Source organism: Cupriavidus basilensis (assembly GCF_000876015.1).
Lineage (GTDB): Bacteria > Pseudomonadota > Gammaproteobacteria > Burkholderiales > Burkholderiaceae > Cupriavidus > Cupriavidus basilensis_B.
The window spans coordinates 25,638-51,467 of record NZ_BBQM01000029.1; the positions used below are offsets into that span (position 1 = coordinate 25,638).

Genomic DNA, 25,830 nt, shown 5'->3' on the forward strand with positions numbered 1-25,830 from the left:
GGCGGTCAGGCTTTCTCGATGTTGACCAGGAAGGCTTTGTATTCGGGGGTTTGCGAATTGGCGTCGCCCACGCTCGGGCTGAGCGTGTTGGCGAGGAAGCCCTTGCGCGTCGCGCCCTCGTAGCCCCAGTTGCAGGGAATGCCGATCTGCTCGAGATCCTGGCCGGCGACCTTCAGCGTCTTCACCCGCTTGGTGACCACGGCCTTGGCCTTGATGTACCCGCGCTTGGTCGTGATCTTGACCATGTCGCCGTGGGCGATGCCCTTGCGGGCCGCGAGCGCGGTGCCGATCTCCACGAACTGCTCCGGCTGCATGATGGCGTTCAGGCGGGAGTGCTTGGTCCAGTGGCGGAACAGCTCCGTCAGGCCGTAGGTGGTGGCCACGTACGGGAACTCGTCGCGCGTGCCCATGCGCTTGCGGTCATTGGGGAGGACGCGCGCGGTCGGGTTGTACGTCACCGCCGGATGCAGCGGGTTGCTCACCAGCGGGCTCTCGATCGGCTCGTAGTGCTCGGGGAACGGGCCGTCGACCATGCCGCCGACCGAGAACAGGCGTCCCACGCCTTCGGGCAGCATGATGAACGGGCTCACGCCGCTGCCCGGCGCCGCCGTCGCGGGGTAGTCGGGCACGTCGCTGCCGGACCAGCGCCGGCCATCCCACGACACGATGATGCGCTCGGGGTCCCACGGCTTGCCCATCGGGTCGAGCGAGGCGCGGTTGTACAGGATGCGGCGGTTGGCCGGCCAGGCCCAGGCCCAGCCGGGCGTGGCGCCGTGGCCGGTGTCGGTGTTGTCGCGCCGGGCCATCTGGTTGCCGGCCTGGGTCCAGGAGCCGCAGAAGATCCAGTTGAAGCTGGCGGTCGAGCCGTCGTCGCGCAGCTGCCCGAATTCGGACAGCAGCTCGCCCTTGCGCGCGAAGATCTGGCCCTGGTCGTCGCGCAGGTCTTCGAGCGCGTAGCCGTTGGCCTCCTTGGCGACTTCCTCCGGCTCCGGGTTGTACGGGTCCTGGTAGTCCCACGTCATGTTCAGCACCTGCTCGGGGCAGGCGCCGCCTTCCTTCGCATAGAGCTCGCGCATCTTCATGAAGATGCCGCCGAGGATGCGGCCGTCGTGGCGCGCTTCGGCGGGCGGCTCGGCGCCGGCGAAATGCCACTGCAGCCAGCGGCCGGAATTGACGATCGCGCCGTTTTCCTCGGCGAAGCAGGAGGAGGGCAGGCGGAACACCTCGGTCTGGATCGCGGCCGGGTCGACGTCGTTGAACTCGCCGTGGTTGCGCCAGAACGTCGAGGTCTCGGTCTGCAGCGGGTCGATGATGACGAGGAACTTGAGCTTGGCCAGCGAGGCGCGGATCTTGTTCGAGTCCGGCATCGCGGCGATGGGGTTGAAGCCCTGCGCGATGTAGCCGTTGACCTTGCCTTCGTACATGCGGTCGAAGAAGGCCAGCATGTCGTAGCTCTTGTCCCACTTGGGCAGCCAGTCGTAGCCCCAGTCGTTGGCGCGCGTGGCGTGCTCGCCGTAGAGGCTCTTCATCAGGCTGACGAAGAACTTGGGCGTGTTCTTGTAGTAGTTCACCTGGCCGGGCAACTGCTCGGCGGGCGTGCTGGCGTCGAGATACTGCTTCAGCGTCTGCTGGCTGTCCGAGGGCAGGTTGAGGTAGCCCGGCAGGCGCAGCGACAGCAGGCCCAGGTCGGTGTAGCCCTGGATGTTCGAGTGCCCGCGCAGCGCGTTCACGCCGCCGCCGGCCATGCCGATATTGCCGAGCAGCAGCTGGATCATCCCCGAGCCGCGGATGATCTGCGCGCCGCTGCTGTGGTGCGTCCAGCCCAGCGCGTAGAGGAACGTCGCGGTGCGGTTGGGCGCGCTGGTCGAGGCCATGATCTCGCAGATCCGCAGGAAGTCTTCCTGCGGCGTGCCGCAGATGGCCGAGACCATTTCCGGCGTGTAGCGCGCGACGTGCGCCTTGAGCAGGTTGAAGACGCAGCGGGGATGCGCAAGCGTCGGGTCCTGCAGCGCGTGGCCGTTGGCGTCCAGCTCGTAGAGCCACGTGCGGTTGTCGTACTTGCCGGCGGCGCTGTCGAAGCCGCTGAACAGGCCTTCGTCGAAGCGGTAGCCCTCGCTGACGATCAGGCTGGCGTTGGTATAGGCCTTGACGTACTCGTGCTGGATCTTGTCGTGGTCGAGCAGGTACTTGACCATGCCCATCAGGAAGGCCACGTCCGAGCCGGCCCGGATCGGCGCGTAGATGTCCGCGACCGACGCGCTGCGGTTGAAGCGCGGGTCCACCACGATCACCTTGGCGCCGTTGCGGATCTTGGCCTCGATGACCCACTTGAAGCCGACCGGGTGCGCCTCGGCGGGGTTGCCGCCCATGATGAGGATGACGTTGGCGTTCTTGATGTCGACCCAGTTGTTGGTCATCGAGCCGCGGCCGAACGTCGGCGCCAGCGCCGACACGGTGGGCGCGTGGCACACGCGGGCCTGGCAGTCCAGGCCGAGGATGCCCAGCGCCCGCGCGAACTTGAAGTCGAGGATGCCGGTCTCGTTGCTGGCCGCCGACGAGGCCAGCATGCCGCTCGACAGCCAGCGGTTGACCAGCTCGCCTTTCTCGTTGCGCGCGATGAAGTTCTTGTCGCGGTCGTCCTTGAGCAGGCGGGCGATGCGCGTGGTGGCCTCGTCCCAGCTGATGCGCTTCCATTCGTTGGAGCCGGGCGCCCGGTATTCCGGGTATTTCAGGCGGTTCTCGCTATGAATGAAATCGACCAGGCCGGCGCCCTTGGGGCAGAGCGAGCCGCGGCTGACCGGATGGTCGGGATCGCCTTCGATGTGGAAGATGCTGGCCTTGGCGTTCTTGGCGCCGTCTCCCGTGCTGTACATCAGGAGGCCGCAGCCGACCGAGCAATAGGTGCAGTTGTTGCGGGTTTCCCTGGCGCGCAGCAGCTTGTACTGCCGGATGTCGGCCGCCCTTGCCGGACTGGGCGCGAACCCGAGGGCCGTTGCCGTGGCGGTGGCCGCCCCTGCGCCGCATAACTTCAGAAACTGCCTTCGACCGAAATGCAGGTTCGCGCGTGTGTTCGCGCGTGTTTTGGGGGCTTCACTTTGCATTTGAATTGTATCCATACAGAAATTCGTATGTATGGATCTATAAAAGTTACGCGAACTGTAGATGAAATTTCCACGGATTGCCAGAGACAGGTCCTTGTGAACATAACTCGATGGCTAAAAAGTCACATATTTGACGTGTCTTGGCAGCAAATATGAGATAAAAGACATATTAGCGAAGCCAAAGCGACTTTTATCGATCCCGCCTTGCGCTGGGAAAGCCGTGTGGCGCTTTGCTGGCTTTGTCAAGTCATCTACTCGTTTTATGTCCATGCAGTTCATGTCATGCTATGCTTTGATAGCGTATTTTCCATACGTATTGATATTGTATGGATCTGCATTGGATATACCTTGGACATCCACCGCGCCGGTCCGCGCCGATAGCCATCTGGCACCTCCGGCGGCCGCCTCGCGCGCATTACCGCGGGCATTGCCTGTAGCGCCGGGCCTGCGCGGCTCCGACGCGCGCGCCTGCCGTGCGCGATGCGCGTGCATGGGTGCAAGGAACAACGCCGGGCGACCCGATGCGCGCGGATGCGTCTAAATGTCGCAATTAATCCGGAATGGAATTGATTTGGCCTATTGGGATAAAAGTTATTTTTCATCGCGCAAAAATTGGCCCATGAAATAATTGAAAAAAATAACCAGATCACAAGGGGTTCGATATGCTGTTTTCCAGAATGCGGGTAAGCGCGCGGCTTTACGCCGGATTTGGCCTGATCTTCGCCGTGCTCGTCGCGGTGACCGCGGTGGCGATGGTCAAGGTAGACGTCATCAAGAGCGCGCTGCATGCGAACAGCGAGCGCCATGCGGTGATCCAGCGCTATGCGATCAATTTCCGCGGTTCCGCGCATGACCGCTCGATCGCGGTGCGCGACGTGGTCCTGGCCGCAACGCCCGCCGAGCGCCAGAAGCAGGTCGATTTCATCGCGGCCAGGGCTCGCTTCTACGCCGACTCGACCGCGGGCATCGAGTCGCTGCTGGCCTCCACCCGGACCTCGCAGGAGGTGCTGGCGCTGTATCGCGACATTCGCGCGGCCGAGGCTGCCGCGGTGGCCACCACCAATGCGATCATCGCGGGAACCGCCGCCGATGCGCTTTCGCAGCCGGCTATCCGCGAATTATTGTGGGAGCGCGCAAAACCGCAATACGAGCAATGGCTGGCCACCATCAACCGGCTTATCGATTTCGAGGAAAAGCGCATTCGCCAGGAAAATGACACGGCATTGTCCGAGGCTGGCGGTTTCCTGAATCTGATGCTGACCGCGCTGGCGCTCGCACTGGTCATCAGCGCGCTGGTGGCGTGGCGGGTATCGCGCAGCATCCTGCAGCAGCTGGGCGCGGAGCCGAGCGCGCTGGCCGAAGTCGCCAGGAATGTCTCGGAAGGCGACCTCAGCCCCTATGCCGATGGCCGGCAGGCGCCGCCGGGCAGCGTGCTGGCGTCGCTGTCGGTCATGCGCGAAAGCCTGGCCGGCGTGGTCGGCGACGTGCGCTCGGCATCGGATGTGCTGGCCACCGATTCGACCGGCATCGTGGAAGGCAACAGCGGCCTGATGCGGCGCACCGAGGCGCAGGCCGCCAGCCTGCAGCAGACCGCCGCGTCGATGAGCCAGATGACGGGCATCGTCCGCAACAACGCGGAGTCCGCCCGCCAGGCGGCCCAGCTCGCCGTTGCCGCCAACGAGGCGGCGCAGAAGGGCGGCGCGGCGGTCGGGCAGGTCGTCTCGACCATGAGCGAGATCGCGGCGAGCTCGAAGAAGATCGCGGACATCATCGGCGTGATCGACGAAATCGCCTTCCAGACCAACCTGCTCGCGCTGAACGCGGCGGTGGAGGCGGCGCGCGCGGGCGAGCAGGGGCGCGGATTCGCCGTGGTCGCGGGCGAGGTGCGCCGGCTCGCGCAGCGCTGCGCGGGCGCGGCCAGGGAGATCAAGACGCAGATCGACGCCAGCGTCTCCAGGGTCGAGGCCGGCTCCAGCCTGGTCGGCGCCACCGGCACGACGATGGCCGACATCGTGAGCCAGGTCCAGCGGGTTGCCGCGCTGATCGCGGAGATCAGCGCCGCGACCAGCGAGCAGACCGAGGGCATCGCGCAGGTCAGCGACGCCGTCACCCAGCTCGATCAGGTGACGCAGGAGAACGCGGTGCTGGTCGAGCAGAGCGCCAGCGCGGTCGACGGGCTCAGGCACCAGGCGGCGCATCTGGCGCGGGTCGTGAGCGTGTTCAAGCTCGGCGGCCGGGCGCCGGCCCTGGCGGCGGCGTAGTGGCCGCGCAGCACGGGTCCGCAGCCATGACGACGCCTGCCGATGCGGTTTCCCGCGTGCCCGCCGCCGGCCAGTCCGTGGACCTGCGCGCCGGCGACGAGCCGCCGTCCCCGGCGCAGCGGCGCAGGTTCGCCTTGGTCATGGCCGCCGGCGGCGTCTTCGTCGCGCTGCTGCTGGGCGCCTTCGTCTTCGGCGTCTCGCGCCCGCAGACCGCGGCGGCCGAGGCGGCCGAGCGCCACGCCGTCGCGCAGTGCTGGCGCCGCAGCCAGGCGGCGGCGTCGCCGGCCTCCCGCAGCTTCCAGGCGGAAGCCTGCCGGGAGATGGAAAAGCAGTTCCGCAGCAAGTTCCGGCGCGCGCCCTGACTGCGCGCGCCGGTGGAGCGTATTCGCATGTCCCTTTCTTCAGCGGACGCCGGCAGCCAGCCGGCGCTTCCTTTCCTGCGCCGCCGGGCGGTGGTGGTGTTCCTGTGCGTCGCGGTCGCCATCCTCACCGCGACCGGGGCCGGCTTGTGGCGCTACTTCGGCGTGGGCGGCCTGCGCACCTACGCCGATCGCGCCGTGGTGTTCGGCGATGCCGACCTGCGCCTGCCGCCGGAACTGGCCGGCAACACCGGCCGCATCCGGGTGGTCCATTTCTGGGACCCGGACTGCACCACCTGCAACAAGGAGACCGACGCGCACCTGAACTACCTGATGCAGATGTACCGCAACGCCAGGGTCGACTTCTACAGCGTGCAGAAGCCGGGCACGCATGGCGTGCTGGCGCCGTTCCTGCAAGGCAAGCTCAGGCCGCTGGCGCGCATCGAAGGCATGGAGCGGCTGCCGGCCAGCCCGTCGATGGCGATCTGGGCCGCCGATGGCCGGCTGGCGTACGCCGGGCCCTACAGCCAGGGGCTGGTGTGCAGCTCGGCCAACAGCTTCGTCGAGCCGATCCTCGACAAGCTCGTCGCCGGGCAGCGGGTCGAGCCGTTCTCGATGCTGGCGGTCGGGTGTTACTGTCCCTGGAGCGCGACGCCGGACGGCGCCCGGTAGAAGTCCACCGACATCGCGAAGCTCAGCACGGTGATGATGGCGATGGAGGCGAAGAACAGCTTGCGCGCCCACCGCCGCTGGTCGCCGGCGGTGCGGCCCGCCAGCCCCAGCCTGAACCAGTAGATGCCGCTCGCCAGCGCGGCGAGCGTGTACAGCCATCCGGTATAGCCCAGGACGCCGAGCATCAGCGTGGCGCCGGTGAACGCGGCGATGTAGGCGACGATGTGCCGCCTGGCCGCGGGCAGGCCCCTGACCACCGGCAGCACCGGGATCGCCGCGGCGCGGTAGTCGGCGGCGCGGAAGATGGCGATGGCGTAGGAATGCGGCATCTGCCACAGGCTGAACATCACCAGCAGCGTCAGCGCGGCCGCGTCGAAGCGCCCGCTTGCCGCGCAATAGCCCACCACCGGCGGCATCGCCCCCGAGATGCTGCCCACCAGCGTGCCGTGCACGGAGCTGCGCTTGAGGCAGAGCGTGTACGCGCCCACGTAGACCGCGTAGCCGATCGTCACGAGCGCCACCGGCATGACCTGCCGGGTGGCCGCGTAGAGCAGGCCGGCGCCCGCCAGCCCCAGCACGCACGCGTAGAGCAGGGCCAGCGGCATGGGCACCGCGCCGGTGACCATCGGGCGGTTGCGGGTGCGCGCCATCAGGCCGTCGATGTCGCGGTCGACGATGTTGTTGACCACGCAGCCCGAGGCAATCACCAGCGCGACGCCCAGCGCCACGAGGCAGCCCCTGGTCCAGTTGATGTCTCCCCGCGAGGCGAGCAGGAAGCCGCCCGTCACGGAGATCATGTTGCCCATCACGATGCCGGGCTTGGTGAGTTGAAGATAGGGGCGATACATGGTTTCGGGATGCGGGGGGCGCGGCGCGGGCCGTGGCCTCAGTTGATCATCATGTTGTAGTGCATGCTCCAGATGATCCAGACCGACAGCGCCACGATGATGAAGAGGATGACCAGGGTGAACACGAAGCTGATCAGGTTCCAGCCGCCTTCGGACGAGCGGTTCATGTGCAGGAAGAAGACCAGCTGCACCACGAGCTGCGCGACCGCGAACGCCACCGCCAGCAGCAGCGTGGCCGGGCGCGACAGCACCGGGTGCATGATCAGCGCGAACGGGATCACGGTGAGGATGGCCGACAGCGCGAAGCCGATGTTGTAGGAGCGCGCGCTGCCGTGGCTCTCGCCGGCGCGGGTAGTCGCATGGTTGGCCATGATCAAAATGCTCCGAACAGGTAGACGATGGTGAAGACGCAGATCCAGACCAGGTCCAGGAAATGCCAGAACAGGCTCAGGCACGACAGGCGGGTCACGCTGGTGGGCGTCAGGCCGCGCGTGGCGACCTGGTGCAGCAGCACGGCCATCCACACCAGCCCGGCCGCGACGTGCAGCCCGTGCGTGCCCACCAGCGCGAAGAAGCCCGACAGGAACGCGCTGCGGCTCGGACCGTGGCCGGCCGCGATCAGGTGATGGAACTCGTGCAGCTCCATGCCGACGAAGACCGCGCCCAGCACGAAGGTCAGGCCCAGCCAGCGCAGCACGCCGGCCTTGTCGCGGCGGTGCACGGCGAGCATGGCGTAGCCGTAGGTGATGCTGGAGAACAGCAGCACGAAGGTCTCGGCCAGCACGAAGGGCAGCTCGAACAGGTCCTTCTGCGTCGGACCGCCCGCGTAGGCGCCGCTGAGCACCACGTAGGAGGCGAACAGCGAGCCGAACAGGATGCAGTCGGACATCAGGTAGACCCAGAGTCCGAGGACCTTGGCCGAGCCGTGGGCGTGGCCGTCCTGCCCGTGCTCGTGCTCGTGCCCGTGTTCTTGCCCGCGGGCGTGCGCCTTGGCGGCGTGGTTCAGGATGTGAGTGGTCATGGTCAGGCAGCCTTGCGCGCCAGGGTGGAGACGTGCGCATGCTCGATGCGCGCCACTTCCTCGGCGCTGACGTAGTAGTCGGTGTCGTCGTCGTAGGAGCGCACGATCAGCGCGGCGACGGTGGCGATCGCGCCGGCCGACGCCAGCCACCAGATATGCCAGATCAGCGCGAAGCACAGCAGCAGGATGAACACGTTGACGATGAACGGCACGCCCGTGTTGCGCGGCATGTGGATCGGCTCGTAGTGCGCGGGCGGCGGCGGCAGGCCGCGCTTCTTGGCGACGTGGAAGGCATCGATCGCGTCGACCTGCGGCACCACCGCGAAGTTGTAGAACGGCGGCGGCGAGGACGTGGCCCATTCCAGCGTGCGCGCGTTCCACGGGTCGCCGGTGAGGTCGCGGTTGTGCCTGCGGTCGCGGATGCTGACGATCAGCTGCAGGACCAGGAACGCGATGCCGGCCAGCACGAACAGCGCGCCGACGAAGGCGACGTGCAGGTACGGCGTCCAGGCCGGGTTGTCATAGTGGTTCAGCCGGCGCGTCATGCCCATGAAGCCCAGCATGTACAGCGGCATGAAGGCCAGGTAGAAGCCGATGACCCAGCACCAGAACGAATACTTGCCCAGGCGCTCGTTGAGCTTGAAGCCGAACACCTTGGGGAACCAGTAGTACAGCCCGGCGAAGTAGCCGAACAGCGCGCCGGCGATGATGGTGTTGTGGAAGTGGGCGACCAGGAACAGGCTGTTGTGCAGCAGGAAGTCCGCGCCCGGGATGGCCAGCAGCACGCCGGTCATGCCGCCGATCGTAAATGTCACCAGGAAGGCCAGCGTCCACAGGATCGGCGGCGTGAACTCCACGCGCCCGCCGTACATGGTGAACAGCCACGTGAAGATCTTCACGCCGGTCGGGATGGCGATGATCATCGTCATGATGCCGAAGAAGGCGTTGACGTTGGCGCCCGAGCCCATCGTGAAGAAGTGGTGCAGCCACACCAGGAACGACAGGATGCCGATGGCCAGCGTGGCGCCCACCATCGACTTGTAGCCGAACAGCGCCTTGCGGGCGAAGGTCGCGGTCACTTCCGAGAAAATGCCGAAGGAGGGCAGCACCAGGATGTACACCTCGGGGTGGCCCCAGGCCCACACCAGGTTGACGTACATCGTCGGGTTGCCGCCCAGCGCGTTGGTGTAGAAGTGGAAGTCGAGGTAGCGGTCCAGCGTCAGCGCGGCCAGCGCCACGGTCAGGATCGGGAACGCGGCGATGATGATGACGCTGGTGACGAACACCGTCCACGTGAAGATCGGCATCTTCATCAGGGTCATGCCGGGCGCGCGCATCTTCAGGATGGTGACGAACAGGTTGACGCCGGTGAGCAAGGTGCCGAGCCCGGACGCCTGCAGCGCCCATATGTAGTAGTCCACCCCCACGCCCGGACTGAACTCGATGTCGGACAGCGGCGGATAGGCGACCCATCCGGTCTGCGCGAACTCGCCCACGCCCAGCGAGAGCATGACCAGCACCGCGCCCACCACGAACAGCCAGAAGCTGAAGGCGTTGAGGAACGGATAGGCCATGTCGCGCGCGCCGATCTGCAGCGGCACCACCACGTTCATCAGCCCGACGATGAACGGCGTGGCGACGAAGAAGATCATGATCACGCCGTGCGCGGTGAAGATCTGGTCATAGTGGTGCGGCGGCAGGAATCCCTCGCTGCCCGGGCCGGCGACGGCCAGCTGGGCCCGCATCATGAGCGCGTCGGCAAAGCCGCGCACCAGCATGACCACGGCCACCAGCACGTACATGACGCCGATGCGCTTGTGGTCGACCGTCGTGATCCAGTCGCGCCACAGCACGTTCCACTTGCGGAAGTAGGTGATCGCCGCCAGCAGCGCGAGGCCGCCGATGGCGATGACGGCCAGCGTGATTGCGATGATGGGCTCGTGCAGCGGCACGTCGGCCCAGGTCAGTTTGCCGAACATGAATGTCTTACTCCTTGTTTGCCGACAACGTGCCCGCGGCGGGCGTGTCGGGCGCGGTAGGCGCGGCGGCGGGCACGATGGCGCTGGCGCTGGTGTTCGCGCCGGCGCCGACGAACTGGTCGATCACCTTCTTGAACAGGCCGGGCTGGACCTGCGAGAAGTGCACGACGCTGTTGCGCTGGCTGGGCCTGGCCAGCTTGAGGAAGGTGTCGAGGTCGAGCGTCAGCGGCGAGCTCCTGACCTGGGCCACCCAGCGCTGGAAGCCTTCCTCCGTGGTGGCCGTGGCGACGAACTTCATGTCCGAGAAGCCGTGGCCGCTGTAGTTGCCCGACATCCCGCGGTATTGCCCCTGCTCGTTGGCCATCAGGTGCAGGCGGGTGCGCATGCCCGCCATCGCGTACACCTGGCCGCCCAACTGCGGGATGAAGAAGGTGTTCATGGTGGAGTTGGAGGTAATGCTGAACGCCACCTGGCGGTGCTCGGGGAAGGTCAGTTCGTTGACCGTGGCGATGCCGAGGTCGGGATAGACGAAGACCCATTTCCAGTCGGTGGCGATGACCTCGACGTTGATCGGCGCGCCGGGCACGTCGAGCGGGCGGTAGGGGTCGAGCGCATGGGTCGAGCGCCACACGATGACCGACAGCGTCGCGATGATGACGAGCGGCACGCCCCACACCACGATCTCGATCCCGGTCGAGTGGGCCCAGTCGGGCGTGTATTTGGCCTTCGGATTGGTGGCGCGGTATTTCCAGGCAAAGACGAACGTCAGCACGATGGCCGGCATGACGACGAACAGCATCAGGCCGATGCAGGTGATGATGAGGTCGCGCTGCGCAATGCCGACGGCGCCTTTCGAGTTGAACAGCACCCAGCTACAGCCGCCGAGATTCGACAAGGCCAGTGCGGCCAGCGGGTAACGAAGGCAATTTCGGTAGGTTTCTCTCATTTCAAGACCTCGGTTCCATGAACCGCTTCAAGGGGCGGCGCAAGACGGGGGCGGACGATCCTTGCGAGCCGGGGGAATGGTGTCAGGCGCTGGCGCGCGCCGGCGGCGAGCGGCAGGCGCGCGGTTTTCCATACGATCCACATAGATCCATACAGTTTGTTGTGTTTAATTAGTGTATGTATTGTATGGCATTGTGTATGCGTTTGTGTTGTGATTTTGTATGGCCTGGATCAAGAGAAGAAGACGCTATTCCATCCGCCGCGGATGCCGCGGCGCGCCTGTGGCCGCCGCGCTGCAGCGGCGTAAAGCAAGGTGTGGACTGGCATTGCCTGCGACTATGCGTCGCGCCCGCGCTTGGGTATGATGTGACCATACAAACAATTTCACATGCCATACATCGTTTGCTTTGTATGGATTTATTCACCGCAACAGGGAGAACCCGCCATGTCCCATCCAGCCCCGTACCGCGCCGCCGTCGTCCAGGCGGGATCGCTGATCTACGACACGCCCGCCACGCTGGCCAAGCTGGCCGACCTGACCAGCGACGCGGCCAGCCGCGGCGCGAAGCTCGTGGTCTTTCCGGAAGCGTTCGTGGGCGGATACCCCAAGGGGCTCGATTTCGGTGCCCGGCTCGGCACGCGCAGCGACGAGGGGCGCGACGAATTCCGCCGCTACCACGAAGGCGCGATCGAGGAGGGCGACGCGTCGTGTGCGCTCATTGCCGAGGCCGCGCGCGCGAACGGCGTGCATCTGGTGGTCGGCGTGATCGAGCGCGCCGGGGGCACGCTGTATTGCAGCGTCTTGTTCTACGGCCCCGACGGCAGCCTGCTCGGCAAGCACCGCAAGCTGATGCCCACGGCGCTGGAGCGCCTCGTCTGGGGATTCGGCGACGGCTCGACGCTGCCGGTGCTCGATTCCGGGCTGGGCAAGATCGGCGCGGTGATCTGCTGGGAGAACTACATGCCGCTGCTGCGCACGGCCATGTATGCGCAGGGCGTGCAGGTGTACTGCGCGCCCACCGTGGACGCGCGCGATACCTGGCTGCCGACCATGCAGACCATCGCGCTCGAGGGCCGCTGCTTCGTCGTCTCGGCGTGCCAGTACATGACGTCGTCGGATTTTCCCGCCGGCCATCCGGCGCGCGCGGCGGGCGCCGCGCCGGACGTGCTGATCCGCGGCGGCTCGTGCATCGTGGACCCGCTCGGCAAGGTCCTGGTGGCGCCGTCATTCGAGGGCGAGGGCATCTTCCTCGCGGAGATCGACCTGGGCGAAATCGCGCGCGGCAAGTATGACCTCGACGTGGTCGGGCACTACGCGCGGCCGGACATCTTCCACTTGAGCGTCAACCGCGCGCGCCAGGCGCCGGTTTCCTTCCCTGGCGAGGCGGGGCAGCAGGCGCCGGCGTGCGGCGCCGGGACGGCGTGAGCGCCGCGTCCTGAAGGCGCCGGCGCCGGCGCCGGCGCATCGCGCGCGCCGCGGGCGCGCGATGGCTCAGGCCAGCGCGGCAGAGCCGCCCGCGTCCGCCAGCACGATGCCGGCCTCGCGCATCGCCGCCGCCACGCTGCCGGCATGCCCGGGCGACAACGGCGTGAGCGGGAGCCGGATGCCCTCGCGGATCAGGCCCATCCGCTGCATGGCCCACTTGACCGGGATCGGGTTCGATTCGACGAACAGCGCCTGGTTGATCGCGGCCAGGCGGCGGCTCAGCCGGCGCACGGCGGGCACGTCGGCGGCGAGGGCGGCGTCGCAGAGCTCGCGCATCATGACCGGCAGGATGTTGGCCGTCACCGAGATATTGCCGCGCGCGCCCAGCAGGATCAGCGCGGCGGCGGTGGCATCGTCGCCGCTGTACACGGAGAATTCCGGCGGCAGCCGGTGGAACAGCTCGTTGGCGCGCGCGAGGTCGCCGGTCGCGTCCTTCAGGCCGACGATGCCGTCGATCGCGGCCAGCGCCAGGATCGTCTCCACCGTCATCCTGGCGATGGTCCGGCTCGGCACGTCATACAGGATGACCGGCACCTCGGCGCGCTCGGCGATGGCGCGGAAATGCGCGTAGAGGCCGGCCTGCGTCGGCTTGTTGTAGTAGGGCACCACGGACAGGCACGCCGCCACGCCGGCGTCCTGCGCCGCCAGGGTGAGCTCGATCGCCTCGCTGGTGGCGTTGGCGCCGGTGCCGCCGATGATCGGGATGCGGCCGGCGGCATGCGCCACGGCCACGCGGATGAGCGCGATGTGGTCGGCCGGCGCGATGGTCGGGGTCTCGCCCGTGGAGCCCATGATGACCAGCGCGCTGGTGCGCGCCGCGATGTGCCAGTCGATGAGCTCGCGGTAAGCCGCCCAGTCGATGGCGCCGTCCGGAAACATCGGCGTCACCAGGGCGACGAGGCTGCCGCGGATATTCAGGTCTTTGCCTGCCATGTCATTGCTCCTCTGATTGAAGTCGTTCTTGTTCGTGACGTTCCGCGGCGAGCTGCGCCGCGGCCCTTTCCAGGCGCGCCAGGCCATCGTCGATCTCGTCGCGCTCGATGACCAGGCTCGGCGCCAGGCGGATGACGTCGGGGCCCGCCTGCAGCACCATGACCCCATGCTCGAGGCAGCGGCTCGCGACGTATTGCGCGCGGCCTTTCCACGGCGGCGCCAGCACGCAGCCCAGCAGCAGGCCGATGCCGCGCACCGCCTCGAACAGCGCGTGGCGCCTGCCGATGGCGGCCAGCGCGCCGGCCAGGCGCGCGTGCCGCTCCCCGACGCCGCGCAGGACCGCGGGCTGGTCGATGAGGCGCAATGCAGCCTCGCCGACCGCGCAGGCCAGCGGGTTGCCGCCGAACGTGCTGCCGTGCGTGCCGGGGCCGAGGTGCTGCGCCGCCGCGCGGGTGGCGAGCATGGCGGCCAGCGGAAAGCCGCAGCCGATCGCCTTGGCCACGGTCATGACGTCCGGCACCACGCCGAAATGCTGATAGGCGAACAGCGTGCCCAGCCGGCCCATGCCGGTCTGGACCTCGTCGAAGATCAGCAGCGCGCCATGCGCGTCGCACAACTCGCGGGCGCGCCGCAGGTAGGCGTGGGTGGCGGGCAGCACGCCGCTCTCGCCGAGCACCGGCTCTAGCACGACGGCGCACGTGCGCCCGGACACCGCGGCCTCCAGCGCCGCGATGTCGTTGAACGGCACGTGCCGGATGCCCGCGATGGGCGGGCCGAAGCCGTCCGAATACTTGGGCTGCCCGGCCACGCTCACGGTAAACAGGCTGCGGCCGTGAAAGCTGTTGTGCGTGGCGACGATCTCGTGCCTGGCGTCCCCGCCGGTGCCGATGCCGTGGCGCCGCGCGAGCTTGAAGGCGGCTTCGTTGGCCTCGGCGCCGGAGTTGGCGAAGAAGACGCGGTCGGCGAAGGTGGCCTGCGTGAGCGCGTGCGCCAGCCGGATCGCGGGCTCGTTGGTGAAGATGTTCGAGACGTGCCAGAGCCGCCGGGACTGTTCGGCCAGGGCCTCGACCAGCGCCGGGTGGCAATGCCCCAGCGCGTTGACGGCGATGCCGCCGGCGAAGTCGATGTATTCGGTGCCGTTCTGGTCCCACAGGCGCGCGCCCCTGCCCTCGACCGGGATGATCGCGGCCGGCGCGTAGTTGGGGACCATGACGTGCTCGTAGAGGTCGCGTGAAACTGTAACCGCCATTGGTGGATTCCTTTGCTCCGTATCAGGTTCTGGTTCGATGCCCGCGGCTGGCGCGCGGAAGTTCGCGATAATCGGGCGGGGCGGGCATCCCGTCCGCCGGCACGGCAGGGCGGGGCGCCGCCAGTTCGGTGGCTTCGACGCGGGGCCGCCCAAGACGCGGGCATGCCGCGATGCGCCGCCCCGGTGCCATTGCCATTGCCGGTGCCATCGATACCGCGCGCCGCGCCGGGCCACGGCGCCATCCCGTGGCCGGGGACGCGCGTTTCCATGCACTGCCTCCCGGCCCGGTCCGCGCGCACCACGACAACGCCGCCGCCGGAAGCGGACCGCGGCATGGCATCAGACGACACGATTTTTATCCATACGCTTGATTTATGTATGGATTTTGATTTACATTGTATGCCAAATATAGAACTTATTGTATGGTTTGACAATGGAGACTGCGCGAATGTCGGAACTTGAGTCGAAGGCGTCTCACCAGCTGGCGTGGATCCGGCCGCTGGTGGCGGGCGCCGGCCCCCGCTATCTGCAGATCGTCGATCTCATCGGCGAGGCCGTCCGGCAGGAGAAGCTCGCGCCCGGCGACCAGGTTCCGCCCCAGCGCGCGCTCGCGGCCGCGCTGGGCGTCGACCTGACCACGGTGACGAGGGCCTACACCGAGGCGCGCAACCGCGGCCTGATCGAATCGTTCGGTGGCCGCGGGTCGTTCGTCGCCACGCCGGGCAACGCGGCCGGCGCGGTGCGGATCGACCTCAGCATGAACGTGCCGCCCCAGCCCGCGGGGCGCAGCCTCGGCGATTTCGTCCGCACGGGCGTCGAGGAACTGTTCCTGCGCCAGAGCAGCCAGCGGCTGTCGGCCTACGACACCGGCAGCCGCAACTCGTCGGCGATCCAGGCGGGCCAGGCATGGCTCGGGCCCGCGCTCGGCGATCTCGCGCACGGCAACCTGATCATGTCCGCGGGGACGCAGGCCGCGATCTTCGCCATCCTGCTGTCCGTCACGCGCAGGGGCGACACGGTGCTGTGCGACCCGCTGACCTACCCGGGCTTCCTGCTGGCGGCCCGCAAGCTCGACCTGCGCGTCGTGGCCGTGGCCTCCGACGGCGAGGGCGTCCTGCCGGATGCCATCGAGAAAGCCCATCGCGCCACCGGCGCCGGCGTCATCTACCTAAATCCGACCCTGCACAACCCCACCACGCGGACCATGCCCGCGGGGCGGCGCCAGGAGGTTGCCGCCGTGCTGCGCAGGTTGAAGATCACGCTGATAGAGGACGATCCGTACTGGTTCCTGCTCAACGACGCGCCGCCGCCGCTGGCCACGTTCACGGGCGGGCAGCGCACGTACTACATGGCGTCGCTGTCGAAATGCCTGTGGCCAAGCCTGCGGACCGCGTTCGTGCTGGTGCCCGAGGACGGCGACGGCGCGTCGCTGCAGGAGAATCTGCGCGCCTCCGGCATGGGCGGCTCGCCGCTGCTGTTCGGGCTGTCCGAGCAATGGATACGGACCGGCATGGCGCGGCAGCTCCTGGTCGAGGTCCAGCGCGAGGCGCGCGCGCGGCAGACCCTGGCGCGCTCGCTGCTGCCGAAGTCCGCCAGCGCGCATCCGTCCGGGCTGCATATCTGGCTGCCCCTGCCGCCGCAGTGGAACTCGCAGCTCTTCGTCGACACGCTGGAGCAGCGCGGCATCGCCGTGGCCGGCTCGGATGCGTTCAGCACGGAGCCGGACCCCGGCAACGCGGTGAGGATCTCCGTGGGCGGCGCGGCAAGCCAGGCGGAACTCAGCCATGCGCTGCAGCAGATCGGCAATCTGCTGCAGGAGGATCGCCGGCGCGGCGCGCGGCCTATCGTCTAGCGGGTGTCTAGCGGGTGTCTTGCATGGCTGGAGGTGGTTTCGGCCGGTCACGATGCCGGAAGGCAGGCGGCAAGGATGCCTCCTGCCGCGCGAGCGTGGCTGCGCCGGGATCGGCTCGATCTTCAGGCATCGGCGTGCCCGACTGCCTTCACGCGCTCCCGCGGGTCCTGGCCGTGTCGTCGCCCGCCGGAAACCGCAGCCGGAACACCGTCACGCCCCCGACTTCGGACTCCACCTCCACCGTGCCGTGGTGCAGGTCCATGATCGACCTGACGATGGCCAGCCCGACCCCCGACGACTCTCCCGAGTTGGCGCGCGCCGCGTCGCCGCGGAAGAAGCGGTCGAACAGCTTCGGCATGTGCTCGGGGGCGATGCCGGGCCCCGGATTGCTGACCTCGATGCTGGCGCCCGCGGCGGTCTGCGCGCCGCGCATGGTGATGGTCTGCCCGGCCGGGGTGTAGCGGATGGCGTTGGCCACCAGGTTGCTGACGGCGCGCCGCAGCAGCAGCGGGTCGGCCAATACGCTGCCCGAGCCGGCCACGGCGATGGTCACGCCGCCGGTCTCGGCCAGCCCCTCGAAGTAGTCCGACAGTCCGTGCAGCTCGCGCGCCAGGTCCAGCGTCACCGGGTTCACCGCCACGCGCGCATTCTCGGCGCGCGCGATGAACAGCATGTTCTCGATCATGCGGGCAAGGCGCTCGTACTCCTCGATGTTCGAGGCCAGCAGCGCCTGGTATTCGTCGGCGCTGCGCTCGGCGCCAAGCGCCACCTGGGTCTGGCCCAGCAGATTGCCGATCGGCGTGCGGAAGTCGTGCGCGAGGTCGGCGGAGAACTGCGAGAGCCGCTCGAAGCCTTCGTGCAGCCGCTGCATCATCTGCTGCAGGGCGGACGCCAGCTCTTCCAGCTCGGGCGGCAACCGGGCGGGATCGAGCGGCAATTGCAGGCGGGTCACGGTCACGGCCGAGGCGCCGGCGGCGATCCTGCGCAGCGGCGCCATGCCGATGCGCAGCAGCAGGTAGCCCAGGCAAGCGGCGATCAGCGCGCCGAGCACGGTGGCGGCCAGCACCTTGTCGCGGTAGGCGCGCAACAGCGTCACGCGCCCCACGGCGGTCTGGTAGAGGGTGAAGCGCAGCGGCTCCCGCGCGTTGCCGGCGCGGGCCAGCGCGGTGACGCCGCGCACCGGATAGCCGGCGGGCGTGCTCCATGCGTGGATGGCGCCGGGGCCGATGGCGGCCGCGAGCGCCAGCGGCGCGACCTCGGGAACGGCGTCCCGGGTGGCGTTGGCCGCGAGCAGCAGGGCGCCGTCGGGCGCGCGCACGAGCAGCGCGAATTCCTCGTTGCCGGACACCACGCCGCCGACATCGCGCCAGTACTCGGCGCCCGCGGCGCCGGAGTCGGCCAGCTCGTCGCGCACGCGCGCGGCTTTGCGCAGCAGCTCGGCGTCGTCGCGCTCGATCACCTGGGTGGCCAGCGCGCGGTACAGGTAGGCGCCCACGCCGCCCAGCACCAGCAGCGCAGCCACGCCGAAGGCCAGCGCCAGCCGCGCGGTCAGCGAGATCCTGCGCATCAGCCGCCCCGGCTTTCCAGCACGTAGCCCATGCCGCGCACGGTGTGGATCAGCTTGCGCTGGAACTCGTCGTCCATCTTGGCGCGCAGCCGGCGCACGGCCACGTCGACCACGTTGGTGTCGCTGTCGAAGTTCATGTCCCACACGTGCGAGGCGATCTGGGTGCGGCTCAATACCTCGCCCGCGCGCCGCGCCAGGAAATGCAGCAGCGAGAACTCGCGCTGGGTCAGGTCGATGCGGCGCCCGGCGCGCATCACGCGATGGCGGATCAGGTCGATCACGAGATCGTCGACCTCGATGCGCTCGGCCTCGCGGATGGGCCCGCGGCGCAGCAGCGTGCGCACCCGCGCCAGCAGCTCGACGAAGGCGAAGGGCTTGGTGAGATAGTCGTCGCCGCCCAGCTCCAGTCCGCGCACGCGGTCTTCCACCTCGTCCCGCGCGGTCAGGATCAGCACCGGCGTGTCCTTGCGCTCGCGCAGTTGGCGCAGCACTTCCAGGCCGTTCATGCCGGGCAGCATCACGTCGAGGATCATCAGGTCGTATTCGCCCTCCATGCCCTGGTGCAGGCCGTCGGCGCCGGTCACGGCCAGGTCCACCACGAAGCCCGATTCGGCCAGCCCCTTGCGCAGGTATTCCCCCGTCTTGGGCTCGTCCTCCACCACCAGTATCTTCATGATCGCCGTCCCTCCTGCTCGCGCAGCGTCCTCGGTTGATGGCTCGCATGATACCGGCCCGGCAACCCGTCCCACATGACAAATCCGTAATCGAACTGATAGCGTTTGCATGCCCATCGGCTCCCTAGAATCCGGCCCATCGCGCGATTTCCGCGCATGGGCATCGTGCTCCAATCGATTCAGGAATCCTGCCATGTGGATAGTAAGGCTCGCGTTGAGCCGCCCCTACACCTTCGTGGTGCTGGCGCTGTGCCTGCTGCTGGCCGGCCCGCTGGTCTTGATGCGCACGCCGACCGACATCTTCCCGGCCATCGACATTCCGGTGGTGAGCATCGTGTGGAACTACAACGGGCTGTCCGCCGAGGACATGTCGCGGCGCATCGTGACGGGCTACGAGCGCTCGCTGACCAACAGCGTCGACGACATCGAGCACATCGAGTCGCAGTCGCTCGCCGGGGTGGCCGTGATCAAGGTGTTCTTCCACCCCGGCGCCGACATCAACCGCGCGATCGCGCAGACATCCTCGGGCGCGCAGTCGATGCTGCGCAGCATGCCGCCGGGCACCACGCCGCCGCTGATCCTGAGCTACAGCGCCTCGACCGTGCCGATCCTGCGGCTGGCGCTGGGCAGCGACTCGCTGCCCGAGCAGCAGCTCTACGACCTCGGCAACAACTTCATCCGCACCCAGCTCGCCACCGTGCAGGGCGCCTCGGTGCCGCTTCCCTACGGCGGCAAGGTGCGCCAGGTGATGGTGGACCTCGACGCCCGCGCGCTGCAGGCGCGCGGCCTGACCGCGCTGGATGTGGTCAACGCGGTCAACGCGCAGAACCTGGTGCTGCCCGGCGGCACCGCGAAGGTCGGCGCGCTCGAATACCGCGTGGACCTCAACGGCAGCACGGCCACCGTGGCCGGCCTCAACGACCTGCCGGTCAGGAGCGGCCCGGACGGCGTGGTCTACGTGCGCGACGTCGCGCAGGTGCGCGACGGCTACGCGCCGCAGACCAACGTGGTGCGCCGCGACGGCAAGCGCTCGGCGCTGCTGGAGATCGAGAAGAGCGGCAACACCTCCACGCTGACGATCATCGCGCAGGTCAAGGCGATGCTGCCCCGCATGATGGCGGGCCTGCCGGCCGCGCTGCGCGTGCAGCCGGTGTCCGACCAGTCCGTGTTCGTCACCGGCGCCGTGCAGGGGGTGCTGCACGAAGCCCTGGTGGCGGCCTGCCTGACGGCGCTGATGATCCTGCTGTTCCTGGGCAGCTGGCGCGCCACGCTGATCATCGCCATCTCGATCCCGCTCTCGGTGCTGGCTTCGCTGATGGCGCTGTCCGCGCTCGGCGAGACCATCAACATCATGACGCTCGGCGGCCTGGCGCTGGCGGTGGGCGTGCTGGTCGACGACGCCACCGTGGCCATCGAGAACATCACCCACCACCGCGAGCTGGGCAAGCCGCTGGAACAGGCCATCCTGGAAGGCTCGGCCCAGATCGCGGTTCCCACGCTGGTGTCCACGCTGTCGATCTGCATCGTGTTCCTGCCGATGTTCCTGCTGTCCGGCGTGGCGCGCTACCTGTTCGTGCCGATGGCCGAAGCCGTGGTGTTCGCGATGGCCGCCTCGTACTTCCTGTCGCGCACGCTGATTCCCACGCTGGCGCACTACCTGATGCGCGGCGAGGAGGGCGCGCGGGAGGCGGCGCGCCCCGCCGGTCGCCTTGCCGCCCGCTTCGCCGCCCGCCTCGCCGGCGTGCGCCGCGCCTGCGCCGGGATGCAGGCGCGCTTCGAGCAGGCATTCGAGGGGCTGCGCGCGCGCTACGCCGCGTTGCTGGGCGCGGTGCTGCGCCGTCCCGGGCGCTTCGCCGCCGGTTTCCTGGCGTGCTGCGCGCTGTCCATGACGCTGGTGCCGTTCCTGGGCCAGGACTTCTTCCCCAGCGTGGACAGCGGCGAGATCCGCCTGCACATGCGCGCGCGCACCGGCACCCGCATAGAGGAAACGGCGCGCATCGCCGACGCCGTGGAGAGCCGCATCCGCGAGGTGATCGGCGCGGGCAACGTGGCCGGCATCGTCGACAACATCGGCCTGCCGGTCAGCGGCATCAACCTGACCTACGATTCGGCGCTGCCCATCGGCACCGGCGACGCGGAGATCCTGGTGTCGCTCAAGCCCGGCCACGCGCCCGGCGCCGGTTACGTGGACCAGCTCGGCAAGCTGCTGCCGCAGGCGTTCCCGGGCGTGAGCTTCTCCTTCCTGCCGGCCGACATCATCAGCCAGATCCTCAACTTCGGCCTGCCGGCCCCGATCGACATCCAGGTGGTGGGGAACCGGCTCGACGCCAATCGCGCGCTGGCGCGCAAGCTCGCCGGGCAGTTGCGCGCGGTGCCGGGCCTGGTGGACGTCCATATCCAGCAGCCCGACGACCAGCCCGCGCTGACCGTGAACGTGGACCGCACGCGCGCGCTGCAGGCCGGCCTGTCGCAGCGCGACGTGGCGCAGAACCTGCTGATCTCGCTGTCCGGCAGCGGCCAGACCTCGCCCAACTTCTGGCTCAATCCGCGCAACGGCGTCAGCTACCCGCTGATGGTGTCGGTGCCGCAGCACGCGATGGGCTCGCTGCAGGCGCTGTCGAACATCCCGCTCGGCCTGGGCGCCGGCTTTCCTGGCGGCGGTGGCGGCGACCTGCTCGGCTCGCTCGGCAGCATCGAGCGCACCGCCCAGCAGGGCGTGGTGTCGCACTACAACGTGCAGCCCGTGATCGACATCTTCGGCGCGGTGCGCGGGCGCGACCTGGGCGCGGTGGCCGGCGACATCCATCGCATCGTCGACGCCGCGCGCGGCGAGCTGCCGGCGGGGTCCGAGCTCGTGGTGCGCGGGCAGGTGCAGACCATGCGCGACTCGTTCTCGGGCCTGCTCGGCGGGCTGGCCATCGCCGTGGTGCTGGTCTACCTGCTGATGGTGGTGAACTTCCAGTCGTGGCTGGACCCGCTGGCGATCATCGGCGGCCTGCCGGGCGCGCTGGCCGGCATGGCCTGGATGCTGTTCGTCAGCCAGACCACGGTCAGCGTGCCGGCGCTGACCGGCGCCATCATGTGCATCGGCATCGCCACCGCCAACAGCATCCTGGTGATCAGCCTCGCCCGCGAACTGCGCGCCGCCGGCATGGCGCCCTTCGAGGCCGCGCTGCAGGCCGGCATCGGGCGCTTCCGCCCGGTCGTGATGACGGCGCTGGCGATGCTGATCGGCATGATCCCGATGGCGCTGGGCACCGGCGACGCCGGCGCGCAGAACGCGCCCCTCGGCCGCGCGGTGATCGGCGGCCTGGCATTCGGCACGGTGGCGACGCTGGTGCTGGTGCCGACCCTGTTCGGGCTGCTGCATCAATGGCTCGCGCGCCGCGCGGCCAGCGGGTCGTCCCCCGCGTCCGCCGCCGCGCCCTCCGCCCTGAAATTCGACCAGAAAGGCCAGTCATGACCCCCAAACCACAATCCGATCCCGCGCCGCTGCCGGCGTCCTCCGCCCGGCGCGGGCGGCGCCTGCGCGCCGGCCTGCTGGCCCTGGCGCTGCTGGGCGCGGCGCTGGCCGCCGGTATCCTGCCCCGGCTGCAGGCCCGCGCCGCGCTCGGCGCCCAGGCCGCCGCCGCCGCGTCGACGCCGGTCGCCACCGTGCAGCCGCGCCGCGCCGACGGCGCCGACGAACTGACCCTGCCGGGCGACGTGCGCGCCTTCCAGGATGCGCCGGTCTTCGCCCGCGTCAGCGGCTACCTGCGGCGCTGGTACGCCGACATCGGCAGCAAGGTCACGCAAGGCCAGCTGCTCGCGGAAATCGACGCGCCCGAGGTCAGCGACCAGTTGCGCCAGGCCCGCGCCGACGAAGCGACCGCGGCCGCCAACTACGCGCTGGCCAGGAGCACGGCGCAGCGCTGGCAGGACCTGCTGGCGTCGCGCTCGGTGGCGCAGCAGGACACCGAGCAGAAGGTTGCCGACATGCAGGCCAAGGCCGCCACGCTGGCCTCGGCGCGCGCCAATACCTCGCGGCTGGCGCAGCTTGCGTCCTACACGCAGATTCGCGCGCCGTTCGACGGCGTCGTCACCGCGCGCAACGTGGACACCGGCGCGCTGGTGGATGCGGGCGGCGGCAATGGCAGCGCGGGCGGCGGGCGGGAACTGTTCCACCTGTCCGCCGGCGCGCGGCTGCGCGTCTACGTGCAGGTGCCGCAGGACGCGAGCGGCATGATCGGCCCGCAGGTCCAGGCGTGGCTGACGCTGCCGCAGTCGCCGGGGCGGCGTTTCGAGGCCCGGGTGACGCGCAATGCCGGCGCCATCGACACCGTCACGCGCACCCTGCGCGTGGAGCTCGAGGTGGACAACGCCGGGGGCGTCATCCTGCCGGGCGCCTATGCCGAGGTCCACCTGCGCGCGCCGCAGGACAGCCCCGGCCTGAGCCTGCCGGCCGAGACCCTGATGTTCCGCCCGGACGGCACGTGCGTGGCGGTGGTCGGCGCCGATGGCCGCGTGGCGCTGCGCAAGGTGGCCATCGGCCGCGATTTCGGCGCGCGGGTGGAGATCGTGGCCGGGCTGCGCGGCGACGAAGCGGTGGTGATGAATCCCGGCGACGGCCTCGCCGCGGGCGCGAAGGTCAGCGTCATCGCCGCGGCCGCGCCGCCTGCGGCGCCCGCCGCGGGGCCGGGCGCCGCGCCGGGCAGCGTGTCCGGCTTGCCGCGATGAGGACCGGCATGCACGCTCCCGTTCTCCCGATCCGCCGCGGCCTGCGCGCGCTGGCCCGCGCGGCCGTGCTGCTGCCCGCGTTGTTGCCCATGCTGCTGGCCGGCTGCGCCACCGCGCCGGACTACCAGCCGCCCGCCCTGGACCTGCCGTCCGCCTACAAGGAGGCCGGCGCCAGCGCCGCGATGCCGGGCGGTCCGCCCGGCATCGCGCGGGACTGGTGGCACGTCTACCGCGACCCGCAGCTCGAGGCGCTCGAAGCGCGCATCGACGTGTCCAGCCAGTCGCTGCGCAAGGCCGCGGCCCTGCTGCGGGATGCCCGCGCCCAGGCGCGCGCCGCGCATGCCGCGTATTTCCCGGTGGTGGGCGCCGGCGCCGGCGCCACCAGCAATCACACCTCCGCCAACCTGGTGGGCCGCTCGCTGGCCGGCAAGACCGTCCCGGACTACGCGCTCGGCCTGACCGCGTCGTGGGAGCCGGACCTGTTCGGCCGCATCGGCAACGGCGCGGATGCCGCCGACGCGCGCGCCCAGGCCAGCGCCGACGACGTCGCCGCGGTGCGCCTGGGCTTGCAGGCCGAACTGGCGGCCGACTACTTCGGCCTGCGCTCGGCCGACCGCGAACTGGGCCTGCTCAGGCGCACCGTCGAATCCTATGCCACCGTGCTGGCGCTGGTGGGCAACCGCTACAGCGGCGGTATCGCCACCGAAGGCGAGGTGGCGCAGGCGCGCGCGCAACTGGAAAACGCCAGGGCGCAACTCGCGGACGTGCGCCTGAATCGCGCGCAACTGGAGCACGCCATCGCCACCCTGGTCGGCTTGCCGCCGCCCGCGTTCTCGCTGGCCGCGCAGCCCGACGACGCGGCGTTGTCCGTGCTGCCGCCGCTGCCCGCCGCGCTGCCTTCGCAGTTGCTGGAACGGCGCCCCGACGTGGCCGCGGCGGAGCGGCGCGTGGCCGCCGCCAACGCGCAGATCGGCGTGGCGCGCGCGGCCTTCTTCCCCAGCCTGATGCTGGCCGTGGGCGGCGGCCTGGACAGTTCCAGCCTGGCCGGCTGGCTGACCGCGCCGAGCCGCTTCTGGGCAATCGGCCCGGCGCTGGCCGCCACCCTGTTCGACGGCGGCCGCCGCCGCGCGCTGGCCGACAGCGCGCTGGCGCAGTTCGATGCCAGCGCGGCCGACTACCGCGACACCGTGCTGCGCGCGCTTCAGGAAGTGGAGGACAACTTCGCCGCGCTCTCGGCGCTGGCGGAAGAAGCGGACAGCCAGCAGGCCGCGGCGGACGCCTCGGCCCGCGCGCTGGCGCTGGGGCTGGACCGCTACCGCAAGGGCGCGGTCGCCTACCTGGACGTCAGCGTGCTGGAGAGCACGGCGCTGGCGAGCGACCGCGCCGCCGAGGCCGTGCGCCGGCGGCAGCTGATCGCCAGCGTGATGCTGGTGAAGGCGCTGGGCGGCGGCTGGCACCGCGCCGACGCGGTGAAGTAGCCCGGGGCATCCGGGCACCGGCGCCTCAGCGCCGGACCCGGGCCGTGCTCCGCCTGACCTGCAGCAGCACCGGCAGCAGCGAGACGGCGATGATGGCAAGGGTCATCCAGCTCATGTGCGCGCGGACCCATTCGATGCCGCCGAGCCAGAAGCCGGCCAGCAGCAGCCCGGTGCCCCACACCACCGCGCCGAGCACGTTGAACGCGGTGAAGCGGCGCGGGCACATGCCGCTCAGCCCGGCCAGGAAAGGCGCCACGCTGCGCACGATGGGCACGAAGCGGGCTATCGTGATGGTCGAGCCGCCGTAGCGGTCGAAATAGGCGCGCGTCTTTTCGATGTGCCGGGGCTTGATCCAGCCCGCGCGCAGCAGGCGCTGCCCCAGGGCGGAGCGGCCGATCAGGTAGTTGACGCCGTCGCCCAGCACCGCCGCCGTGCAGATCAGCGCGATGGCCGGCAGCGGCGACAGGTCATTGACGCCGAGAAAGGCGCCGGTGGCGAACAGCAGCGAATCGCCGGGCAGGAACGGCAGGATCACGATGCCGGTTTCCAGGAAGATGATGGCGGCGACGATCATCAGGCCCGTGACCCAGTTCTGGGCCAGCATCGACATGATCTGCTGGTCGCTGGTCAGCCAGCTTAGCGCTCCGGTGGCAAGCATGGGGGATTCTCGATGTGGGTAAGCGGATATG

The 25,830-nt window shown here is 69.2% G+C and carries 20 protein-coding genes; 9 read left to right on the forward strand and 11 right to left on the reverse strand.

All coding sequences use genetic code 11. From position 1 onward, the window contains the following. Window positions 1-5: 5 nt before the first annotated feature. Window positions 6-3,056 (reverse strand): formate dehydrogenase-N subunit alpha, encoded by a 3,051-nt coding sequence (gene fdnG / locus KF708C_RS30095; RefSeq protein ID WP_155888198.1) that lies wholly within the window; start codon window positions 3,054-3,056, stop codon window positions 6-8. A gap of 707 nt (window positions 3,057-3,763) precedes the next feature. Between fdnG and KF708C_RS30100 the strand changes: the two genes are divergently transcribed. From KF708C_RS30100 to KF708C_RS30110, 3 genes are read left to right on the forward strand one after another with little or no spacing between them, the layout of a single operon-like run. Then, entirely contained in the window at window positions 3,764-5,362 is a 1,599-nt protein-coding gene (locus KF708C_RS30100; RefSeq protein WP_059415246.1) for a methyl-accepting chemotaxis protein, read from the forward strand. 26 nt (window positions 5,363-5,388) lie between these two features. Next, complete coding sequence (locus tag KF708C_RS30105) at window positions 5,389-5,724, forward strand: hypothetical protein (protein WP_156174021.1); 336 nt, start codon at window positions 5,389-5,391, stop codon at window positions 5,722-5,724. A gap of 27 nt (window positions 5,725-5,751) precedes the next feature. Next, complete coding sequence (locus tag KF708C_RS30110; protein ID WP_059415259.1) at window positions 5,752-6,393, forward strand: DUF6436 domain-containing protein; 642 nt, start codon at window positions 5,752-5,754, stop codon at window positions 6,391-6,393. Here the strand turns inward: KF708C_RS30110 and cyoE are convergent. The 5 genes from cyoE to cyoA are packed head-to-tail and all read right to left on the reverse strand — an operon-like array spanning window position 6,354 to window position 11,187. Next, window positions 6,354-7,241, reverse strand: coding sequence for a heme o synthase (cyoE, locus tag KF708C_RS30115; RefSeq protein WP_059415261.1), 888 nt, complete (start codon window positions 7,239-7,241; stop codon window positions 6,354-6,356). The two genes, KF708C_RS30110 and cyoE, sit on opposite strands and share 40 nt — an antisense overlap. A gap of 38 nt (window positions 7,242-7,279) precedes the next feature. Beyond that, window positions 7,280-7,612, reverse strand: a complete 333-nt coding sequence (cyoD, locus tag KF708C_RS30120) for a cytochrome o ubiquinol oxidase subunit IV (protein ID WP_029044009.1) — start codon at window positions 7,610-7,612, stop codon at window positions 7,280-7,282. 2 nt (window positions 7,613-7,614) lie between these two features. Then, on the reverse strand, window positions 7,615-8,262 hold the full coding sequence (gene cyoC, locus KF708C_RS30125; protein ID WP_059415262.1) for a cytochrome o ubiquinol oxidase subunit III: 648 nt from the start codon (window positions 8,260-8,262) through the stop codon (window positions 7,615-7,617). Between the two features lie 2 nt (window positions 8,263-8,264). Next, window positions 8,265-10,241 (reverse strand): cytochrome o ubiquinol oxidase subunit I, encoded by a 1,977-nt coding sequence (gene cyoB / locus KF708C_RS30130; protein ID WP_059415263.1) that lies wholly within the window; start codon window positions 10,239-10,241, stop codon window positions 8,265-8,267. Between the two features lie 7 nt (window positions 10,242-10,248). After that, a complete protein-coding gene (gene cyoA / locus KF708C_RS30135; protein WP_059415265.1) occupies window positions 10,249-11,187 on the reverse strand; it encodes a ubiquinol oxidase subunit II in 939 nt (312 codons plus the stop codon). A 17-nt stretch (window positions 11,188-11,204) separates the two neighbouring features. On the opposite strand from cyoA, the gene KF708C_RS36560 reads away from it, so the two are divergent. After that, the gene (locus tag KF708C_RS36560; protein WP_196812915.1) at window positions 11,205-11,360 is read left to right on the forward strand and encodes a hypothetical protein; all 156 of its coding nucleotides are present in this window, start codon (window positions 11,205-11,207) and stop codon (window positions 11,358-11,360) included. Window positions 11,361-11,631: 271 nt separating this feature from the next. Continuing rightward, entirely contained in the window at window positions 11,632-12,612 is a 981-nt protein-coding gene (locus KF708C_RS30140; RefSeq protein WP_020204891.1) for a carbon-nitrogen hydrolase family protein, read from the forward strand. Window positions 12,613-12,678: 66 nt separating this feature from the next. Here the strand turns inward: KF708C_RS30140 and dapA are convergent, their stop codons facing one another. Both dapA and KF708C_RS30150 read right to left on the reverse strand, forming a co-directional pair. Beyond that, complete coding sequence (gene dapA / locus KF708C_RS30145; RefSeq protein WP_020204892.1) at window positions 12,679-13,605, reverse strand: 4-hydroxy-tetrahydrodipicolinate synthase; 927 nt, start codon at window positions 13,603-13,605, stop codon at window positions 12,679-12,681. Between the two features lies 1 nt (window position 13,606). Further along, the gene (locus tag KF708C_RS30150; RefSeq protein ID WP_059415268.1) at window positions 13,607-14,854 is read right to left on the reverse strand and encodes an acetylornithine/succinyldiaminopimelate transaminase; all 1,248 of its coding nucleotides are present in this window, start codon (window positions 14,852-14,854) and stop codon (window positions 13,607-13,609) included. Between the two features lie 448 nt (window positions 14,855-15,302). On the opposite strand from KF708C_RS30150, the gene KF708C_RS30155 reads away from it, so the two are divergent. Continuing rightward, entirely contained in the window at window positions 15,303-16,706 is a 1,404-nt protein-coding gene (locus tag KF708C_RS30155; RefSeq protein ID WP_059415270.1) for an aminotransferase-like domain-containing protein, read from the forward strand. A 148-nt stretch (window positions 16,707-16,854) separates the two neighbouring features. Here KF708C_RS30155 and KF708C_RS30160 read toward each other — a convergent pair whose 3' ends face one another. Further along, window positions 16,855-18,273 (reverse strand): heavy metal sensor histidine kinase, encoded by a 1,419-nt coding sequence (locus KF708C_RS30160; protein WP_020204895.1) that lies wholly within the window; start codon window positions 18,271-18,273, stop codon window positions 16,855-16,857. After that, entirely contained in the window at window positions 18,273-18,947 is a 675-nt protein-coding gene (locus KF708C_RS30165) for a heavy metal response regulator transcription factor (protein ID WP_020204896.1), read from the reverse strand. Before KF708C_RS30165 ends, KF708C_RS30160 begins: the two co-directional genes overlap by 1 nt. A 193-nt stretch (window positions 18,948-19,140) precedes the next feature. Here KF708C_RS30165 and KF708C_RS30170 point away from each other — a divergent pair, with 193 nt between their 5' ends. Genes KF708C_RS30170 through KF708C_RS30180 form a run of 3 tightly spaced genes read left to right on the forward strand, consistent with a single transcriptional unit; the run spans window position 19,141 to window position 25,141 of the window. Then, the gene (locus KF708C_RS30170; protein WP_059415272.1) at window positions 19,141-22,410 is read left to right on the forward strand and encodes an efflux RND transporter permease subunit; all 3,270 of its coding nucleotides are present in this window, start codon (window positions 19,141-19,143) and stop codon (window positions 22,408-22,410) included. After that, on the forward strand, window positions 22,407-23,663 hold the full coding sequence (locus tag KF708C_RS30175; RefSeq protein WP_059415273.1) for an efflux RND transporter periplasmic adaptor subunit: 1,257 nt from the start codon (window positions 22,407-22,409) through the stop codon (window positions 23,661-23,663). The genes KF708C_RS30170 and KF708C_RS30175 overlap by 4 nt, the downstream gene beginning before the upstream one ends. 8 nt (window positions 23,664-23,671) lie before the next feature. Further along, window positions 23,672-25,141, forward strand: coding sequence for an efflux transporter outer membrane subunit (locus tag KF708C_RS30180; protein ID WP_059415275.1), 1,470 nt, complete (start codon window positions 23,672-23,674; stop codon window positions 25,139-25,141). A 25-nt stretch (window positions 25,142-25,166) separates the two neighbouring features. Here KF708C_RS30180 and KF708C_RS30185 read toward each other — a convergent pair whose 3' ends face one another. Then, on the reverse strand, window positions 25,167-25,799 hold the full coding sequence (locus tag KF708C_RS30185; protein ID WP_059415276.1) for a VTT domain-containing protein: 633 nt from the start codon (window positions 25,797-25,799) through the stop codon (window positions 25,167-25,169). Window positions 25,800-25,830 lie beyond the last annotated feature (31 nt).